This window comes from Endozoicomonas sp. SESOKO3 (assembly GCF_024606255.1).
The window spans coordinates 1-21813 of the sequence record NZ_JAHHPR010000670.1 but is presented as its reverse complement, the minus strand read 5'-3'; the positions used below and the strand labels follow the sequence as shown (position 1 = coordinate 21813).

The 21813-nt window shown below is 41.6% G+C and carries 11 protein-coding genes; 5 read left to right on the top strand and 6 right to left on the bottom strand.

The genetic code is table 11. The features are described 5' to 3' along the window. Positions 1–31 precede the first annotated feature (31 nt). On the bottom strand, positions 32–343 hold the full coding sequence (locus KDK18_RS11870; RefSeq protein ID WP_257255133.1) for a type II toxin-antitoxin system HicB family antitoxin: 312 nt from the start codon (positions 341–343) through the stop codon (positions 32–34). Positions 344–385: 42 nt separating this feature from the next. Between KDK18_RS11870 and KDK18_RS11865 the strand changes: the two genes are divergently transcribed. Next, positions 386–616 carry a hypothetical protein gene (locus KDK18_RS11865; protein ID WP_257255132.1) on the top strand — a complete coding sequence of 77 codons (231 nt, stop codon included), beginning with the start codon at positions 386–388 and terminating at the stop codon, positions 614–616. A gap of 650 nt (positions 617–1266) precedes the next feature. Next, positions 1267–1770, top strand: a complete 504-nt coding sequence (locus KDK18_RS11860; protein WP_257255131.1) for a DUF29 domain-containing protein — start codon at positions 1267–1269, stop codon at positions 1768–1770. A 49-nt stretch (positions 1771–1819) separates the two neighbouring features. On the opposite strand, the gene KDK18_RS11855 is transcribed toward KDK18_RS11860, so the two are convergent. Then, positions 1820–6172 (bottom strand): autotransporter outer membrane beta-barrel domain-containing protein, encoded by a 4353-nt coding sequence (locus KDK18_RS11855; protein WP_257255130.1) that lies wholly within the window; start codon positions 6170–6172, stop codon positions 1820–1822. Between the two features lie 532 nt (positions 6173–6704). On the opposite strand from KDK18_RS11855, the gene KDK18_RS11850 reads away from it, so the two are divergent. Then, complete coding sequence (locus tag KDK18_RS11850; protein WP_257255128.1) at positions 6705–6914, top strand: hypothetical protein; 210 nt, start codon at positions 6705–6707, stop codon at positions 6912–6914. 55 nt (positions 6915–6969) lie between these two features. Here the strand turns inward: KDK18_RS11850 and KDK18_RS11845 are convergent, their stop codons facing one another. From KDK18_RS11845 to KDK18_RS11835, 3 genes are all read right to left on the bottom strand, one after another. Next, positions 6970–8331 carry a Fic family protein gene (locus KDK18_RS11845; RefSeq protein ID WP_257255127.1) on the bottom strand — a complete coding sequence of 454 codons (1362 nt, stop codon included), beginning with the start codon at positions 8329–8331 and terminating at the stop codon, positions 6970–6972. A gap of 253 nt (positions 8332–8584) precedes the next feature. Beyond that, positions 8585–10396, bottom strand: coding sequence for a hypothetical protein (locus tag KDK18_RS11840; protein ID WP_257255126.1), 1812 nt, complete (start codon positions 10394–10396; stop codon positions 8585–8587). A 275-nt stretch (positions 10397–10671) separates the two neighbouring features. Further along, a complete protein-coding gene (locus KDK18_RS11835) occupies positions 10672–12540 on the bottom strand; it encodes a hypothetical protein (RefSeq protein WP_257255124.1) in 1869 nt (622 codons plus the stop codon). Positions 12541–13038: 498 nt separating this feature from the next. On the opposite strand from KDK18_RS11835, the gene KDK18_RS11830 reads away from it, so the two are divergent. Next, positions 13039–17190, top strand: a complete 4152-nt coding sequence (locus KDK18_RS11830; protein WP_257255123.1) for a hypothetical protein — start codon at positions 13039–13041, stop codon at positions 17188–17190. 215 nt (positions 17191–17405) lie between these two features. On the opposite strand, the gene KDK18_RS11825 is transcribed toward KDK18_RS11830, so the two are convergent. After that, a complete protein-coding gene (locus tag KDK18_RS11825) occupies positions 17406–18683 on the bottom strand; it encodes an IS4 family transposase (RefSeq protein WP_257255134.1) in 1278 nt (425 codons plus the stop codon). Positions 18684–19009: 326 nt separating this feature from the next. On the opposite strand from KDK18_RS11825, the gene KDK18_RS11820 reads away from it, so the two are divergent. Beyond that, positions 19010–21813: hypothetical protein (locus KDK18_RS11820; RefSeq protein ID WP_257255121.1), on the top strand; the 2804-nt coding region annotated here is incomplete at its 3' end.

Sequence of the window (21813 nt, the reverse complement as noted above, 5' to 3'; positions counted from 1 at the left end):
ATTATATTAGATAGTTTTAGATTATGATAGATTATTGCGAACTGTTTTTAACCCACTGGTTAAGACTTTTGCCTTTGGCTTCAGCAGCAGTGGCAGCAGCAGCGTGAACTTCAGGACTGATCCGTAGCATGAGATTGCCTGAGTATGGCCTTTGAACTGGACGGCCCGTTTTCTCACTGATGGCGATATATTCATCAACTGCCTCATGAAATGCAGTTTCCAGTTCATCGACGGAAGAGCCATGAAAACCAACAATATCTTTTATGCCAGCAAGATGACCGAGAAAGATGCGATCTTCGTTATCGTACTCAACTTTGGCAATGTAACCTCTGTGTTTCATCATATTCGTGATGTATCACACTAAAAAAGAAAATGGGTTTAAAACATGAGAACGACAGTGGATCTGGAACCGGGTTTGCTTGCCCAGCTCAAGGAGCAAGCCGCCAGAGAGCGCACAACCGTGAGCCAGTTGGCAAACCAGCTTATTCGCATGGCTATTGCCACACAGCAGAATAAACCAAGGAATGTGCTTTTCCAGTGGTATGTGGCAAAAAATAGCAAACCTGCCGAAGGTTTTGATCCGTCGGATCGTAGCTATCTTGATGACCTGGTTTAATGCTCGATGAAGCTGATTGATACTAATATTCTTGTCTACGCCAGCATTCCCTTTTCAGATCGCTCCCACGCTCCAGAGGGTTTCGCAAAACTCTGGTTCCCATGCTCCGAGGTCGTCATTCCCGCGAAGGCGGGAATCCAGTGCCAACAGTGGGACTCTACCTTCTCGGTGATGACAAGGCCGAGGGGTAAACGGGCAGTACGGTTCTGGTTGTTAGTCAGTGTGGATTCCCGCCTTCGCGGGAATGACGGGAGTGAAGCCAAGAATGACGGGAGCGGAACCTGAGTTTTGCGACAGCCTCAGAGCATGGGAACGGTGTGCCGTACACACAATCAGAATGATAAGGGATGATTAGCCTGAGTGTGTGGAAGCTATGGGAAAGATGGCGGAGTCGGTCGTCGGAGGCGGGCTCCAAACCACCTCAAGCGGCTGTCATTAAGAGTGGTGATCGTGAGCGTTGGGGAAAAGGCGAACAATTTGCACCCGCCTCTTCAACTGCTATCCTCAAACCTCAAACAAAATTGAAGGCTCAGACCTGCTGGCCGACTTATCCCCAGGGATGGGGGGTATCCCACCAAGCGCCTGGAGCGCGACTGGGAGGGAGCGGTTGATGGCTGAAGAATGGTATCCGTTTAATGGAGTGAACATTTATGAGTAATTTATACGAAACTGATTATCACCAGTGGCTGACTAATCAAGTAGCTTTGCTTAGAAATCATAATTTTGACCAACTAGACCTTGAAAATCTGTTGGAGGAGCTGGAGTTGAGTATTAAGCAAGACCTTCGAGAGTTAGAAAGTTTTTTGGTTAATCTCATACTCCATCTGCTTAAAATGGATTACCAGACAACGGTGTTGAGAGACAGTGTAGCCACTAAACGAGTTATTAAAGGTTGGGCTGAAAGTGTATTTAATGCAAGGGATGGGATAGTTGAATTAGTGGAAAAAAACCACAGCTTAGCACCAAGAATCGAAGATGTTTTAGAAGATTCTTACTTTAAAGCAAAAAAGAAAGCTATAAAAGCTATGAACCTTTATGTTAATGCCAATCAAAGGCTTGATGAAAGTAGCTTCCCAGATACTTGCCCATGGTCTTACGATCAAATGATGACTGAAGATTGGTATCCGCTGAACGGAGTAAATCTCTATGAGTAATTTAGCTCGTTCCCACGCTCTGCGTGGGAATGCATAAATTGCGCCTGACTCAGAACCCATAGCTAACCCTGGCAATAAACCCATGAGCCTTGTAGCTGTCCATCCAGTCATAGTGATAGCTCAGGGTAAAGGTCAGGTTGCTGTGGCTTTCCAGGTTAACCGCGGCATCGAACTGGTAACGGTTTTGTTCACGTTTGGCGCCGTTCACCAGGAAAGCGTCGCCACCCTGGGCAAAGTGCGCGGTCATGGTCACCGGGTCGTCCTTGAAGTCGTGGTAGGCCATCAGGCTGACTTCAGGTTTGACGGTCGTACTGGCTGTGGCGATATCACCCAACAGTTTCAGGCCGGCGCCCAGTTCCAGTATTTCGTAACTGTCGTTTTTGACCCTGTCAAACCCCAGGATGTCAAACCAACCGGTTCCCCGCTTTTCCCGATAATCGTCCGGCTTGATGTTGGCATAGTTGAAGGCTAGCTGAGGTATCCAGCTCCATTCTCCTGACTGGCCCAAGGGGCGTTGACAGCCAGTCAGCAGACCGATATCCCATGAGTTGACGTCATATTTGGCCTCGATCTCACTTTTCCCAACGTAGCGCTTACCGTCATTTTCACCCCAGCTATAACCTATACGACCATCGACAAACAGTGAGCCTTGCTTAAAGTTGGAGTAGACGCTGAAGGTATGGCCTTCGGCATCGATCCTGCTGGTTGAGCCATGGGTTCCTTTAACATCAGCCTTTGAATAGGTATAGGCGACACCTAGCGTCAGTCGTTCATTCAGGTCAGAATCGATACCCAGCGTGAAGCCTTGGGTTTTGGCCTCATAACCGAAATACCCGTCTTTTTTATCCTGGACAGCATCCATGTTGGCGTACTGCAACCAGAGGTGGTCGGAAGTCACTGTATCACCGGCAGCAATACCGGTGCGAAGGCCAGACTGTCGTGCGCCAATGGCCGCGCGGGACTGCCTGATTGAAGCGATGGCAGAGCTGATGGAAGCACCGGACAGGTCAGGCGTCATCTGTCCGGCAATTTTGGCGACTTCGGCAGGGTTGTGATTGACCGCCTTGAGCTGGTCCAGAACCCAGCGGTTTAGTGGGTCACTGTCCCTGGTTGGGCCGGTGGTCAGCTTGTCAGTTGTTTTTCGATTGATTGCTACGTTAATCGCTTTCAAGGCTGAATCGTTGGCACCGCCGGATCGGGCAAGATCACCCACGAATGTTGCTGTATGGTGGTAGCTGACAACGAACAGCTGTCTGGCCGCCAGGCGAAGGGAGTAAGTGTTGTAAGGGCTTGGTGAAGTCGTTAGCAAGGAGGGCATTGCGTTAATGTCGCTGTCGGATGATTGCATCAAAATATATTCGGCGCTCTCACTGAAATTCGGTTGATTATTCAGTAAAACAACGGCTTCAGGGCCGATTTCAATTTCGGTGGCTTTGACGTAAGGCGCTTTTGGGTCAGTCTGCTCATCCAGAGTCACTTCCAGTGTGCCCTCTTGCTTATAAACACCTGTCACTTCCAATGCCGTGTCACGTCCGGACGGTTGAGCTGCAGAAGATACCTTCGCGTATAAAGTACCGCCTTTGCTAATGTGGACGACGGGGGTGGCCGACACTTTCTGGTTTGAGGTCAGGATCAGTTTGCCTGAAATGCTCACCGTTGTCATAGTCTCAATCCGCTGACCGCCGAATTGAGCCACCGGACCACTGAAGGTCACGGAGCCCAGCCCGATAATGTCGCCCCCTACGGTACCGTTCTGAACATCCAGGGTGTCACCTTTACCCACCAGGCTCTGGATGCTGCCAATGGTGCCAACCTTCTGGGTCATGTTAATGGGTGGGCGGTGACCGGTGTCATCAAACGTCATCTTTGCTATTGTGCCATGGGCGTTTAATGACACGTTCTTGACAGGTACTGCTGACTGAGTGAATTTAAGCGGCAATGTTAGCTTATCGCTGGCTACGTCTTTGGTGGTCACCAGGCTGGCTGTACCGCTTTCAGTTACCGTGATGCTTGATGGGTTCTGTATTGAAATAGTTTCCCATTGTTTGCCTGTGATCCAGATGTCGTCTATGCCACTGACTGATTCAGTGATTTTGCCGCCGCTGAGAAGCAGACGATCGCCGTTACCTGGTTGACCTGTAATGTTGCCGGTGGTGCCATCGAGATGGTTCAGGAAGAGCTGCGGACGTGTGGAGTCTGGTTTTGAGAGGTCAATTCCATGGATTTCACCCCCTTCATTATTGATAGCAAAGGCTGACTGATTTAAGGAAGGTCTGGTGAAGTCTACTATCAGCTGACCCGTTTCTTTTTTAGCCGCCATGTCATCGGTGATTCTGGTAACGACACCGCCTCTGGCAATGCTGAGAGTGCCAGGGTTATCGATTTTCGTAGAGCCCCATTTATCTCCCCGGATAATCAGGTTATCAAAGCCACTCAGTTCCTTGACTGTGCCTGAAACCATGACAAGAGTGTCGTTCATTCCAGGGCGTGTTTTTAGAAGGCCAGCATCACCACCGGATTGAACAAAGTGCAGTGAAGGGCGTTGAGCGTCACCCGAGAAATCCAGACTCCCTAATGTTCCAAAGTTATCCACTTCAACGAAGCCGTTTTCGGTAAAGTCGCTGTTGAATGCCAGATTTAACGCGCCACGGCCACTGCTGCCGCTGGAGCTTGCATTGATACTGTTGATCTGCGCACCCTTCTCTATATTGACGTAATTGGGATTCATGACCGGCACTGCCACTGACCAGGCGTCAGCACTGCCACTGGTTACAGTGATGGTAGAGATAGTATCAACCGCTGTTGTAACTGAACCCGTATTCAATACCAGTGTGTCGTTCAGGTCAGAACGGCCCTTGACGGTGCCGGTTTCACCCCCTTCCATTAACAGCTGTAGCGGTGGCCGGTAGTTTTTGGAAGATAGGTCAATCGTCTTGATGGTGCTCTCAGGCAAGCTGTGTACGGTAAGCTGGCGATCCTCCGATGTGGGTTGACTGAACGACAGATAGAGTGATTCAGGACTGGCCGAGGGGCTTTGAGTAGAAATTGTATCGATACTGGCGTTTACCGCATTAATGAGCGATGTATCTATAATCCAGCCGTCAGCGAGCCAGTCAGTTCCGCCAATCTCAACGGTGGCAAAACCGGAAATATTACCCTTTATGGATACTGTCGTATTTTTATCAGAAACATCTTTTTTAGGGGGAGGCGCAATATAAAGAGTATTGTCTTTGCCACCCACACTTTCGATGTTTCCTGTGATGGTTCCTCCATGCACAAACAGCGGGGTTTGGCCGGTTTGCTCCATCTTAATGGCAGTCGATCCCCCAACGATGTATCCGGGTTCGATGACAACGCCATTTGGAAAGTTACCCAAGTAAAGCAATCCGGTACCAGTACCGCTTACGGAACCCTCATGCACTAACTGGCCATTACCTGAGATTTTGATGCCAACGGCATTATCCTGGGTAAATATATGACCACTGTTGTTGACTTTCGCTTGTTGGGTGTCTGTGCTCATGGCAACGTTACCGTCGCCAGTAACGTGGATGGTGCCCTGGTTGGTCGCACTGGAGAAGAAATTGTCCGCAGGGGGGTTACTGGTATTGATGGTGGCCGTCATACCGTAATTGTTTTTGCCGCTAATGTTGATAGTGCCATCATTGACGATCTCTGCATTCCCCTGGTCCACTCCGGGTTTGCTGATATTTTCATTGCTGGCTTTCATTCCATAGGATGGTTGGTCGCTTGAGGACTGGCTGGATAGGTTAAGAATGCCGCTGTTGGTACCCAAACCGTTGATAATGAAAAAGCCAATGGCGGGGGCGCTTAAAATATTAAAGGTGCCATTGACCTCATTTGCGGCAGCGTTCATTTTGCGCGCAGCCTGAAAGGCTATGTGAGAGGGTATGGGTGCAGTTTGTCTCTTGACCCCCTGAACAGTGACTGTGCCCTGGTTGCTGATAGTATCGCCGTATTTGGTTAGGGCCATAATGACGTCTGCAGCGTTGCCGGTCTTCTCTCGTGCACTGCTGAGCTGGCCCTTGTTAATGACTTTATTATTCATGCCTACAGCGCTATCGATCATACGAATCTCAGTCTTCACTTTATCGCCAGCGGGCAATTCGCTCGTCACAGAACCTTCGATGTACAAGGTTCCATTCACCATTTTTATGTAGTTTATCGGGCCGGGTTTAGAGGGATCAGCGGGGCCTACGACGACGGTAGTGCCTTTCGGGATGGATTCTACTCCCTCGACAATTTTGGTTTTACCGGGGGGCCATTGTTTCGGGTCAAAGCGGCTACCCGTATTATCTCCCAAAGCCCATCCGGAAATCACAGAAGCGATGACAAACGTTAAAATATGCTTCGGGTAAAAAACATGAGACTTGGGATGACTCATTGATACACCTTCAAAGATCATAAAAGGCGGCAGACAGGCTGGAGAAGACTACCGCTGAAAAAAACGGATTCAGCGTTCAAGAAATGACCAAGACTGGACTGGGTGCAGTCTAGTGCAGCTGAGCCTTGATATCCATACAGCCCCCCGTTCATCCTGAGCGGAGTTTGGGTGCCATTGATAATCTGGAGCGTTGGAACGAGGGCTGTACGGATATAAAGGCTAGAGGTAGACAAAGAAATGTTTTGAAATACCCTTTAATTGTAAAAAAATAAGTCTTTAACCCAAAAAAACGACACAGTTTTAATATTTAAGAACTGGCGTTAAAGTGTCGTACGCTGTTTAATAGCCAAACTTAAAGTATTGCATTTCTCTGAAAGGGATTGTTTATGGCTGTCTTTCCGTTTACGACTATTTCCCCGTCTAAGACTATCTTCCCATTGGAAAACCCTGTGCAGCTAGCTTTTACCAACAACATTAGTGAGCGGGCGATTCAAAGCCTGTTCATTAAAACTGAAGGTAAAGAGGTTTTTCAATGTCTGGAAACGTTGTGACCAGAGAGGAGTTTGAGGAGCTTAGGGAAGAATTCAAAGACGAGACCATGGATCTTCGGATAAGGTACAACGATATATCCGAATGGCTTAAAGTCAGGGGAGTGGACGTTGCCGCACAAAGGAGTGCCCTGAATATCCCGACAGCTCAGGGCTTCAGTCTTTACTGGCCAGTTGGTTTAATGTTCGTTTAGCAAAGATAGCAGGTAGGCCCTGAACCCTGAGTTAAAAGGAAACCCGGGGGGCAGATTACTTCCGAAGAGACAGAAAGGACTGCTGCCCATTCTTAATGGTCAGAACCAACTCATCCACACTGTAGCCATCAAATTTATTAACATTATCGATAATGGCGGGTGAAAGCCCTTCTCGCAGAAGGAGTCCATTGACCAGAATGCAGCCGATAGTTCTGGCATTCCCGTCTCTAAAAGGGTGGGTATGTTGAAGATTTCGACAGAGTTCAGCAATAGCGTGGATAATTGCGTCATGTCGCAGCTCGCTGTCCGTTTCAGTTATTTCTTGCAACTTGTTCTCAAAGGCCTGGCAATATTTTATGGATAACTCAATGCCTTTTTGACCTTTAAAATCAATGAAAACCTGGTATGTATAACGATCGAGTCTTTCTATTCTCGGAAAATTGTTCTCGTTAGCCAACTTCGTTATTTCAATTAAGCCATTCTTTGTGAAGTTTTGCCCCCTCACATAACCAACGACCGCTTCGTTCCAGGAGAAGTCTTTAATAATCACATCTGCACGAGCAGACATAACATCGGATGTAGTCAACTCATGAATAGCTTCAAGCTTACTGTAATCCAGGGGTTTATTAGCCAAAATATTACCGGCTTCTTTAAAGGCAGTTAGCATAGCCGCTGCATACCCAGGCTCATCCTCATAACAAAACAGACCTAAACCGTATTCTTCCCAGTGTCCCTCATCAATAAAAAATCTGTACAGCTCATCCAAAGGAAAGCCTTTGAACGGTTCTGTTTGATCCAGCATAGTCTGAACTTCAGCGGACTTCTCAAAAGCGCGACAAATACCCTTTAAAAGGTGGTATAAACGCAAAGAGAGGCGCTGTTCACCTTTTTCGTGATCAATAATAGATTGTTGAATGGCTTCAATACTCATTTCTGAAAGAACAAGAGCGCAAGCCTTGCGTGCAAAGGCCCCAACCTGCTTCTCTTCATGAAAATAATTTGGCAGCTGTTCTATCGAGCTAAGTAAGTCTTCACACTTACTCAAGGTGCTGGAGCTATCCCACTGAAACATAGGCACAGCTTCAAAATTGCTGAGCCATCCGTCGAGCCTCGCAAGGAAATATGCGTAATAAGTATGTCCCCGCCTATCAATAAGCTCCGTTGCTCGTCCCTGATTAAATGCTGCTTTACAACCATTAACGATTTTTTCAAAACTTCGTTCACTCTGCTCAACATTATCAGGAGATAATCTGGTTATTTTTCTGCCCGACAACTGTTTATCAGGAACCTGTGATTCATCCGACGGCAAATCCCTTTTTACGGTAGAAGGACATCGGCCAAAAACAAATCGTGACTGCTCTTTCGAACCAAACAGATATAGGTTCGCATCGCTTATATCGTCAAATGGATGAATCATATTCCGGAGCGCATTAGCAAAATAAGAGGGTATCATTTGATGACTCACTGTCGTTTTTGAAGTATTTCTCTCCCAAACTATTAGTCTCTCGGTGATTTAGTCAAGTGACTTTAAGAAGTTATAGCCCTTGTGGTACGAAAAACAGCGAGAGACACAAGATCCGAATTGCTCTTCATTCGGTGGAAGGACAGTTTTTTTCTGATCGAGCATAACCCCGAATAACCAGACACCGCTTACTTCCAGATGGCTGGTATTATGGCTCAATGTCGTTCAGCAAAGATAGCAGGTAGCCCTTTAGCCTTGGATCCTGAATTAACTTGAATATCGCGTCAAGCTGTTCTGAATCATAACCGGTATTTTGATATAAGATGTTATGAACTATTACCTTGGCAGCCAAAATATCGCGTATATCGGCACTTTCTGTGTGTTTGATTTCTTCAAATAATTCACTTTTTCCTCCCTGTACCCATCTTCTTTTGACCTGTGTATCGAGCTTCCAGAGCGTATGATTGGGGCGGTGAACCAGCCATATAACATCGAGCAGATCGGGCATGGCATTTTTAGCCTTAATGATTCGCTTGTTTGCCTGGCGACGAAGCGGTGAGTCAAAGTTAAATTGATTCAGCGCTGCTGCCTTTATTTCTGGCCGATACTCACTCACGAAAAACGACTCAAGGCCTGTGTTTTTCCAGAAGGATTGGAGATCCGCATTGACCTGACTTTCAAAAAAGCGCCACTCATAAAAGGGAATCTTATTCATTGTAATGGCTTTGGCCAGGCTGATATTGCCTGTAACGAGAATTAACGGATTAGAGAAATAGAGCAAAGCATTGTAAGCATTTTCGTTAGCGATAGTGCCAGGGTTGATAAACGTTATTTTTCTATGTTCTGTGGCAGTGCCGTCAACATAACCCCCTGACTGGTCATTTGACTTGTAACTAACATGACTAAAACCCAGTTCTTTGAGCATTTTCTTAAAGGCTGGCTTTGCAACAGTTGATGCTTTGAGGGGAGTAATGATTTTTACTTCGCCGGGTTCTACTCTTCTGATAATGCCCAAATACTCTTTCAAGAAGGCCTCATCATGGTAATAAGCGGTATAATACGACACATTCTGAATATTTTCTGCCTGAGTATGCAAATCATCATAACCTGTAAGAACATATCCGAGCCAAGGCTTATCACGCAGTAATTTTTTTAAATCCTTGTGCAATGAAGTTGATGCTTTGTCTTTTGATAATTCGTAATGGTCAACTTTGTCGATCAGCTCTGAGTTAAAAGGCAGGCCAATATGCAGTTCACCCAGACCAAATCTTGGCGTAGCAGTAGAGAATTTATGTTGTTCGGTGCTAATGGAGCAGTTCGAAAGATTCTGGCACAAATCATAACCCTCACGGAGGAAGTCTGAGATGTAGTTCATGGTTCGATGACTGATAGGCATACTGTCATAGTTGCTGAAGCCAGATCTCTGGTGAAAGTCTTCTACCAGCCATAAAGAATGAATAAAATTCTTTGCCACACCCTCATTTCTGGCAGCAATATTTGCATACCGACCAACTCCCAGCCAATTGAGTGTTCTGGGGATTCTCATTCCTGCCCAGGTTGATAGGGATAGGATAAAGCTAGCCACCTCCTTCTGAAGCCAGAATGCCTCATCTTCACGTCGTTCATCTTTATAAATCCAATTAATTTTCAGATCAGAAGCTTCAGAAAAATCACGGTATAACTTTTTTTTCTGAGACCAGGTACTCTGTACAGTCAGTTCAACAGGAATACTACTAAATGCTCTATTGCGAAGAAACTCTCTGTTTACTTCCAGTAAACAGGCAAAGTCATCTGTATCTTCTGCTATTGTTGCCAAAATCAACTTTGGCTCACGGGGATAAAAATAAGTTGGCCTGTTGTTCAGTGCAAGTAACCATTTGACTAGGGAAGATTCAAGGTTTACTTCCCTGCCATCCATTTCGACTTCTGTAGCGCAGGCAAATGGAGTCATAAAATTAAAAATAACGATGAACAACTGCATTATTGCTTTAAAGGCTTTGTGAAAATTATTCAGATACATGCCTTATTAGTCTCCTTATGATATGAGAACGGCCTATACGATAATGTTTTACTGGGCACAACGGTTTTCTTCAAAGAATTGACAAAGACAATCCTATTAAGACAATTAATAGTCGTCGTGTAACCCATGTAAACTTCTGCACTCACAGCTTCGATTTATTTCGGATAGTGTCAAAGTGTTAGCAGCCTGACTGAGAATAGACTGCCCCAGGCGGCAACGGTTCCTGCGTTGCTCTGGCTCCTGCATTAATTGAACAGATATAACGTCAACTGTTTCTATGGCTTATGTTTGATCATCAGTGATATCAGGTACTCCCTGAGCCTTGGATCCTGAATTAGCTTGATTAACTCGTCAAGCTGTTCTGAATCATAACCGGTATTCTGATCTAAAATGTGCTGAATCAGTACCTTGGCAGCCAAAACATCCCGTATATCAGCACTTTCTGTGTGTTTGATTTCATCGAATAGTTGACTTTTTTCTCCCAGCCGCAATCTTTCCTTGACCTTTTTATCAAGACGCCAGAGCGCAAGATTGGGGCGATGGACCAACCATATAACGTCGAGCAGATCAGGCATGGCGTTTTTTTCTTTAATAATACGCTGGTTTGTCTGACGACGAAGCACTGAGTCAAAGTTAAATTGATTGAGTGCTGCTGCTTTTCTTTCTGGCTGATACTCACTTACGAAAAACGCCTCAAGGGTGGTGCCTTGCCAGAAGGATTGGAGATGCTCATTCGTGTGACTCTCAAAGTAACGCCATTCGTAAAAAGGAATCTTATTCATTGTGATGGCTTTGGCCAGACCAATATTACCTGTAACGAGAATTAAAGGATTAGAGAAATAAAGCAAAGCATTGTAAGCATTCTCGTTAGCAATAAAACCTGGATCGATAAACGTTATTTTTCTATATGCAGGGGCAGTGCGGTCAACATAGCCACTTGACTGTCCGTTTGATTTGTAATTAACTTCGCTAAAACCCAGTTCTTTGAGCATTTCCTTAAAGGCTGGCTTTACAAAAGTTGACCGTTTAAGAGGTGTAACAATTTTTACTTCGCCAGATTCTATTCTTCTGATAATGTCCAAATACTCTTTCAAGAAGGCTTCATCGCGGTAATAGGCGATATAATACGAAACATGCTGGATAGTTTCTGGCTGAGTGTCCAAATCATTATTATCTGTAAGAGCATATACCAGCCATGGCTTATCGTTCAGTAATTGCTTAAAATCATTATGCAGTGAAGTTGATGTTTTGTCTTTTGATAATTCGTAATTGTCAACTTTCGCGATCAGCTCAGAGTTAAAAGGCAACCCAATGTGCAGTCCACCCAGACCAAATCTTGGCGTAGCAATAGAGAATTTATGTTGTTCTGTGCTAATGGAGCAATTTGAAAGGTTTTGATACACATCATCACCCTCATACCAAAAGTCTGAAATGCAACTCATGGTTCGATGACTCAAAGACATGGTTTTAGGGCTATAAAATCCAGCTCTTTGGTGAAATTTTTCTACCAACGATAAAGAATCAATAAAACTTTCATTGAAGCCTTTACCTCTGGCATAAATATTAGAATACTGACTAATTCCCAGCCAATTGGTTGAACTGGGTGCTCTCATTTCCTCCCAGTTTGATAGGGATAGAGTTAAACTGGAAACCTCCATCTGAAGCCAGGATTTGTCTTCATGTCCTTCATCTTCAAAAATCCAATTAATTTTAAGATCTGCAGCTTCAGGAAAAGCATCGTATAATTCTTTTTGCTGGGACCGGGTAGTCTGTACATTCAATTCAACCGGAATACTATTATTAAAAGATCCATTGCCAAGAAACTCTCTGTTTAATTCCAGTAAACAGGCAAAGTCATCCGTACCTTCTTCTACCATTGTTGCTAAAATCAATTTCGGCTCATTGGGATAATCAACAAATGGACTATCATTCAGTGCAAGCATCCATTTGACTATGGAAGATTTAAGGTTTATTACCCTTCCATCCATTTCGACTTCTGTAGCAGAGGTAAACGAGGTCATAAAACAAAGGGTAACGGCCAGTAACAGCATAATAGTTGTAAAGGCCTTGAGTGCAGAATAACTGTCAGTGAGTTTCAATACAATACGATCATGGGACGAAAGCACTTGTTTCAGATAATTCATAAAGATAATCACCTTAAAACGTATAATGACCCTCTTGTAAACCATCTAACCTTCTCCACTAAACCGCGATCAAGCAGGTGCCGGAACGAGCACCGGATTCTGGTGTCAGTTGGCGTATAAACGTTCTTGCTCCAGATCAAAACTGAGTGGTAATCAGAGTGTATCCCGGTTTCATCAATAAGACACATATAGTAGACCAGTAGCTCCTTTTTACTAGTCCATTTTCACTGGCTCAGAACAGGTTGCGTGATAAACGCGCAAAACTATACGGCAATATTATTCTTTGTACAGCCCATGAGAACAATATTTAACTTATTCAGAGCCGTTTATTCAGAGATTAAGAGGATGATCAAGTGATAATAAACATCAGTACCAGCAATTAGAAAGCAGATAGTTTTAAAACAAGCTACTATTCGCTTGTTATAAAGTTTGGTAGGTCTTACCCGGACAATACTGCTCAATATAGAAGCTTGTATGACATTATAAGGACTGGTAGCTATGATGTTAACCGCGTTATCTAAATTGAGAAAAAAAAACATTCATTTTATCGTTTTATTGATAACCCTGAAGTCTGAGAGTGCTCTTGCACTAAACGAAAAACAAAAAAGCATGTTAAAACAACTCACCCTTCCTGAGTATGAAGAACTTGATAAAGAACTTAAAGAAAAATATTTATACAGGGAAGGTGAAGCTTACATTAATACGTTGATGGCTGATGTTAATAGACGAAAAAGAAACAATTTTTTCAAAAGTAAAAATAGAGAAATAGCTCAGAAAATGGGGGTTAAGGCTAGTGACAATACTACCAAGCCTGGCATACCTTACACTCTATTAAGGACGTTTAATCTTGTTCAGGCAATGATTCATTATGGTAAAGTAGAATCTATCGAGCAAATACCGATAACAAGTGTAGATCAAGTAACGCTTAGAAAAAGTAATCGGGCAGCCAGTGTTGTTGAAAACTATGTAGATAGATTATTATCACAAAGAGCAGAAAAAACGCCCATAAAGGATATGGATTGGATAAGTATGTTCTATGAAAATCGGGCTTATCTAGAGCGAAAAACATCTATTTTTAAGGCAGCAAAAAACAAAGACTTTAATCCTGGATTATCCAATCCATATAGCCCTCTAAATCTTCAGTTACATCTACTACGCAATGGAGAGTTTATATTAAAAAATGTCAAAATAATCCGGAAAGGAAACTTTGAGGATGGAGATAAAATAGTTTTATTCGATAAATCAACATCTGCTCCAACCTCTCCCAAGAGAAACAGCGCATCTAAAGCCAGAGAGATTTACATTGCAACTCATAAACTTCAAGTCTTTCTTAATAAGAAGTATCCAGATAAATTTAAATTAACTATCAATGACGACAACATGTTTGTAGTGTCTTTGGAATTTGTAGCACCCTATGGCTGGTGGAAAGATGCATTTTTTAAAATAACGCTTAATTTTGACAATATTGGCAACAAAATACCAAACGTTTTCATTAAATATGCACCTAAGGTAGCCCACCATTTTACAAATAAACTTTTCTCAACAAAGAGTTATAACTGCTTTTATGGAATCAACTTCGGTGGTTATAAATACTGCTGGTCACACAGCCCCGAAAGTGTACTCTATGGATCAGACAATTTTACCGTAGAAGAACATATTTTGAATATAATCAATTGTTTGACAGCTGACTTCGATATAAGATCAGAAGGAATTCTTTCACATGACTTGCATGCAAGAAGCCCACAGAATGTGATTACAAAAGAAATAATCGACGTAAATGAACGGGTACAAAAAATCAGCAAGTCTGTTTATGTAGAAACGGATCACATTAAGATAGAAGAAAGTGTTCGAGAAAGAATAAAGGAAGGAGAAGATCCATTTTTTGATTATTTGGTAATGGACGATGAGTCCGATGATAAAAACAATATAGAATCAATAAGTACTGATACTTTTATTCCTATCGAAATGCAACCTGAAGCTGAGATTGTAGAATTTGATTATACCTCTATAGGAACTTTTCATGATCTGACCTCTGAAGCCAGGCGAAAATCGGAATTTAAAATACCATTAAATATAGAACCCGTTGTTTATTATAAGAATGAAAAGCTGGATGAGCATAATTTTAAACAGGTTCTGAATAGGATAAGGAAAGGAAATAAAAAAGAAGGAAATATAAAAAACAAACACAAGAAAAGGCATAACATTCTTACGCTGATTGTTAAAGTCCCTGATTATGAAAGGCGAGCGTTTGAAATTGCTGCAGCCCATTCAGATAAATTTTATATTCCAAAGAAGCACTTCCAACTAGCACATTACTTGAGAGCTGACGAAAGCACAGTAGGCAAACCCATAAAATGGGAAATACACATAGTTGAAAATAAGAAATTAGCAAAAGCTAATAATATGGTTTATCAGTATAAACTCATTTTACCTCTAAAAAGACAAAGGACAACAGAACGCTATAGAGGAGGATCTCAGTATGATAATCAGGCTAATATTTGGATACCCACTGTTAGAGAAAACATGTCGGAAGTTGAAAAGAAATTCGCTTTAATGTCAATGTATGACTTATCACGCAATAAATTAAAAATTCCGAATAATCTAAAAAAAACCGCTGTTTTAAATATGGGTAATAACATTATTACCAAATCATTATTAATGCCACAGGACGATAAATGGTTACCAACTCTGAGCCACTTGGATTTATTGCTACAAAGAGTTGAAATGTCGCTCCTTATAAGCCATGAGGACTATTCAACCGCCAAAGAAAATAATGTTTTTTTTGAAAGCGTCATTGAAGGAAATATTGAAAAAAATGTTATCACGGATATGTCATTTTTTATTGGATACCTGGCTCCAAACCTGAGAGTTATATCCACTATGAGCGGTCCAGATAAGGCAGAAATTATTTATCGTATTGTTATAAATTATCTCATAGAAATATGTGTCAGAACTCTTCTAGACAACGAATTTGATGCAAGTACTGGAATAGTCAAACAACTTATTGATAAACCGGAGCAATTTAGACTGGAGGACATCTATGCTGCCAACAAAAAAGGTATTTCTGTAGCTTTTAATGTATTACAAATCACTGATTTTATTTTTACAAAAATTGTTTTTAATCCTATTAATACAGGTAATTTAGAACTTTCTTTTTATGATAATGAAGTAGAAAACCTTCACATTATTATCAAGAGCATGCGCAAAATTATTGATGATGAGAAAAATCTTATCCCATTGTTTTTGAGTCACTTGTTGCCTGTCGCGAGACATTACTCCAGCGATATGGATTTCGAAAGCAGCCAATTTTTAAATAAGTTTACGTTAAGCATTTTAGAAAAATACGGAAGTCGTACAAAAAATAGAGATGTGCAAGTTTCTCTGCAAGCGTTTCTTAAAAAAACTGAACAAAACTCGAGTTTTTTCAGCAAAGAGAAAACAGATGAATTAATCTTTTTATTTAGGAAAAACACTCCGAATCTTCTCATTAATTTTCCAAATAGACATGGTCAGTTCAGACAAACCTGTTACCATTGTGGTGAAATTTACGAAACTAAAAACCCCATAAGAGGCAAAGGACGCCGGACAAACAAAACCACTGGCGAACCGAAAGAAACGCTAGTAAGACCTTTTCACAAGGAATGCATGGAACAGGACAGATGCATCAGGAAACAAGTAGGGCAATTATATAACAAGATGAAAAAGGGATACCCCAAAAAACAATTAGTTGCTCCCGTTTCTTACTATAACCCTGTCCCCGCCGGTTTTGAGCTGATAAGAATTAATGGCGATGGTAACTGTATGTACTCGTCCATTGCAGAGATATTCAACAGGATTAAACGTTCAAGACAAGCAGGCGCATGGAACCAGCAAAAGGTAAGACAAATCATGAATTACAACCTTCGTCAAATTTATTCCATGATTGAGGATCATCCTGATCATGAAAAACTGATACAAGAGCTTGAGCTAATATTAGGGATCGATTCTGGTATGATTCCAGCCATTCTCGATAATAATATAATTACTGATTCAACCTCTTTCGCTGAATCGGAGTTAGCAAAATTGCAACAATATGGCAGTGTGCAACTAATTGCTTTGCTAGTGCCAACACAGGGTGTATGGTTTCCGGTAATTACACAAGGTGACTACGGGTCTAATTATGAGATTTATGACCTGAATCGCTGGGTTAATTTTGCTCCTAACCTTTTGGCTATTCTGTTACAGAACCCAAATTATGCATTTCCTGATCTCTCAGAAAGTCAAAGGGAAATACTTTTACAGTTATTGCTAAACCAACATTTCGATCAAGCTGTACTCTTCGCCTCAAACCTTACAATAGCCCCTCATCAAGCTTCTCATTATCTTATTCATTACCCTGGTTCAGCGGCTCTCCTGGAACACTTTGATGCCGCAGTAAGACTTGGAACGCCCCAGAATAGAGAGGCTGATTTGTCACATACCATTCAGATACATGAGTCGTTTGAAGATCCTTCTAAAGATGGAAATAATAAAAGTAACGAGCTTGACCCCGATTCTTCAGTTTCAACCAATGATACTGAACGTGTGACATTACAGGATCGCAATCCCTTATCCCTAATGATTCAAACAAGTGCTAAAGCACTCCTAACCACGCCAGAGAATAGTATGTAAGTTAACGCCCTGTACACACGCTGTGGGAGCTGGCAAAAGGCAGTAATCGCGATTATAAAGTAGCCTCACCAGCTTCCATATATCTGGCTGCATACCTTATCAGACATTCTGTGATATGAACGCTCCCTTCGCAAAAAGTTTTATGAAACACAACCGTATGCTTAGGAGAGTTCAAAAAACCTCCCGGATTAAAGCAACTGTTCTTAGGGTAGACATTAAGCCCCACCCACAGCACAAAGACCTAATCTTGTACGCCCTGAACAACCATCTCGTGCAGGGTGTTCACGTTTCGCATTATCTGCCCAGAAGTTGAGCAGCTTCCTTGTATGTGAGAGTAGGGACTTTCCTGCATTCATAAGGGATAAAATGACATTACCAAACAGCCGGGTTCCACTTTTCATCGCCTTATGCGTCGAGATTTCTTCAATGGCTCCACTTTTATAGAGGTTCGCCTGCGCAGCATGGGCAAGATACCTTTTCAACGTCGCAACCACGAAGGACATCAGAATCAGGCTAAACACCAGTGTCGCTGATTTAGTGTTAAAACGATGCCACCCTGAATAGGACTTGATCTCTTTGAAGATAAGCTCTATCTGCCATCGTAGACGATAGGCCTGAAGTACTTCACTCAGGGTGAACTCAACCCGGTTAAGGTTGCTTACAACGAATACCCATTTCAGTTTCCTGTCATTCCAGCGGACAACAAAACGATATGGCCAGGCTTTGAATCCTGGCCATTCTACATCAAGGTCGAGGCATTGATCTTTAGGGAAGCCAGACAACACTTCCTTAAGTTTTTTCCCTTTGTAGCGATTGAGATTTTTGCCATCTTCCCGTACTGCGCTGAGTATCGTCGGGTTGATACTCTGTGGCGCCTTGCAGATAAAAGAACCCTCCCGGTCATCAATGGCAGCAAAGGATTCCAACTCAAAATAACCGGCATCAATCAGCATCAGGATATTGGCCATGGAGGTTGGCAGTGGTGGCAGACAGTCTCTTTCTGAACGGGTATCTTCAGTGAGCTGCACGCGCACCAGATTGTTGGTAAGAAGATCCATTGTCGTATGCAGTTCGACAGCAGCAGGACTGACCGTTGAGAACCTGCCGGGAAATGCTTCCTTCAGGGCATCGTAGACAGCTTGCGATGAGCCGTCATGAATCAGAATGTGCTCAAACTCTGAAAATGGACTGTCCTCATCAAACGCCATGACTTTGCGGGAAAAGACCTCCAGACACTGCACCCATAGCCAGAGGACAAGAGCAGGCATCGCGTCTTTTTTAGCTTGATTTGCCCAGGAACGATAGGAGACATTCAGACCCGTCAACTCATTAAAGTTACGGTGGAGATCGGCTTGAGTATCGCAGTTTCCATCACCAGCGAGGGCATCAATCAGTGAAAGGATAAAGTCCAAGGGGCGGATATCTCGCTGTCGTATAGTAAAACCAAGCTGTTCCGCCATGCTGATGAGTTCAGACCGGTCGAAACACGTCAGCAGTTTTTTTCAACTAGTCTACTATTTGCAGTACTCATCTTGTTCAGCCTTGATACTTTTCGCGAAGCTTTATTTTGGCTGTTCAAGGTGAGTTCTGCCGCTGGAAATGAAGCTTTTTTGAGCTTAATGTCTACCCTAAGAGCAACTGTTAATCGTCGTGTAACCTATGGGGGGTTATTCACTCAGACTTCAGTACCAGTCATTGGAAAGCAGATATTTTTAAAGCAGACTATGATTGACTAGCAACAGTGATGAGTAAAGGTAATCAGACATCGGCATTCAATCCAGACACTTTTGAGATATCATAAGGGTTGTCAATTATGATTATGACTGCGTTATCTAAATCAAATAAAAGCTTCATTCATCTTATCATTTTATCCTTAACAATGATGTCAGGGTGTGCTTTTGCACTGAACGAAAGACAAAAAAGCATACTAAAACAACTCACTCTTCAAGAGTATGAAGAACTTGACCGAGAACTTAAAGAAAAAGATTTATACAGAAAAGCTAAAGCTTACATTAATTCAGTTATGATAAACATTAATAGAAGAAAAAGAATCAAATTTTTCAAAAACAAAAGTAAGGAAATAGCTGAAAAAATCATTACTAAGCCCAGTGATAATACTACCGAGCCTGCTATACCTTACACTGTATCAAGAACGTTTAATCTTGTTCAGGCAATGATTCATTATGGTAAATTAGAACCTAACGATCTCGAGGATACAGCTCATAAAATGTTCTCTAAAAACAATAGAGCAGTCACCGTCGTTACGAACTATGCAAATAGGTTATTATTAGAAAATTCTGTTCAGGTAGCCACTGACGATACAGATCATGTGAAACTTTTTTATGAAGATCGGTATACTCAAGAAACAGGAACACGTATTATTAAGGCACCAAGAAACGAAGACTTTAATTTTGAATTAAGAAATAGATATAACAGACTTTTTTTTCCACATCGGGAAGTGCACCTGATACGCAATGGAAATGTTTTTTTAACCGATGTAAATATAATTCGGAAAGAAAATTTAAATAATGGTGATAAAATAATTTATCCCAATAAATTAACATATGCTCCAGCATCACCCACGAGAAACTCAGCATCTAAAGCCAGAGAGATTTATATGGCAGTTGGGAAACTTCAAGCTTTTCTTGATAAGAAATATCCAGATAAATTTAAATTGACCATCAATGACAATAATATGTTTTTAGTATCTCTCGATTTTGTAGCACCCTACGGCTGGTGGAAAGATGCATTTTTTAGAATAGAGTTTAATTTTGACAATATTGGCAACGAAGGACCTGAAATTGATATTAAAAATTCACCAAAGGTAGCCAACCTTTGTTATTCAGGTGCGCTTTGCCTGATTCAGAGTTATAAACATTCTAAAAGATTCATTTACAGATTTAACAAAGTATTTTCGTATAAGCAAAGTTCCATGCACTACGGATCTCAAAATTTTTCTGTAGAAGAGCAGATTTTGAATATTATCAATTATATGGCCGCTGACTTTGATATAAGATCAAGAGGCATTATTTTATTTAACTTCGACTCCACCCCACAGGAAGTGATTACAAAAGAAATAATCAGAGTAAATACTCAGGCACAAAAAGTTAACACCTCCCTTTATGTAGAATCTGATCATGACAAAATAAAAGAAAGTGTGCATAAAAGAATAAAAGATGGAGAAGACCCAGATTTTGATTATTTGGTAATTGATGATGAGTTTTATGAAGAATTCGGGAATGCAGGAAATTCAAAATCAATAAGTACTGATATTTTTATTCCTGTCGAAATGTATCGTGAAACTGAAATTGTAAAATTTGACCTTACATCGATTAAAGCTTTTTCTGATTTAATATATGAGGCCAGGAGGAAGTCAGGATTTAGAATACCAAATAATATCGAACCCGTTGTTTATTATAACAATGAAAAGATAGATAGACATAATTTTCAACAGGCTTTGAAAGACATAAGAAAAGAAAATATAAAAGAGAAGAGAAAAGAAAAGAACAAAATGAATAAAAATCATAACATTCTGACGATGATTATTAAAGTACCTGGTTATGAAAGGCGAGCTTTTAAAGATGCAGCAGCTAATTCAGTTACCTATTATGTTCCAGATAATTCACGTCGTATGTTATATAACGAAACAGTTAACGAAAGCGAGGTAGCCAAACCAATAAAATGGGAAATACATTTAGTTGAAGAAATTAAAATAGCAAAAGCTAATAATATGCTTTACCAATACAAGCTTATTTTGCCGTTTGAAACACAAAAAACAACAGAACGCTATAGAGGGGGGGCTCAGTATGGTAGTTACGCCAATATCTGGATACCCTCTGTTAGAGACAACATGTCAGACGTGGAAAAAAAATTCGCTTTGATGTCAATGTATGACTTATCAAAAAGTAAATTAAGAGTTTCTTACCATCTAAAAAAAGCCGCCGCCACAAACCTGGGCAACAACATTATTACCAAAGCATTATTAACGCGGCAGTACGACAAATGGCTGCCAACTCAGGATTATTTGGATTTTTTACTACAAAGAGTTGAAATATCACTCCTTATAAATCGTGAAGATTATTCAATTGCCAAAGAAAATAATGTTATTTTTGAAAATATCATTGATGGAAATATTGACGAGAATATTATAACGGATTTGACATTTTTTATTGGACACTTGGCTCCAAGTCTGAGATATGTGTCCAGTATGAACGCCCCAGACAAGGCAGGAATTATTTATCGTATTGTTATAAATTATCTCATAGAAATATGTGTCAGGACTCTTCTAGATAATGAATTTGATGCCAGTACTGGAATAGTCGAAAAACTTATAGATAAACCGGGGCAATTTACTCTTGAGGATATCTATGCTGCAAACATAAAAGATATTTCTGTAGCTTTTAATCTATTACAAGTTACTGATTTCCTTTTTACAAAAATTATTTTTAATGTTCTTAATACGAAGGATTTAGACCTTACTGTTTATGACCATGAATTAGAAAGTCTCCAGATTAATATCAATAGTATGCGTAAAATTGTTGATAATAAGAAAAATCTAATTCCACTATTTTTGAATCATTTATTTCCTGTCGCCAGACTATACTCCTGTCTCTTATACACATC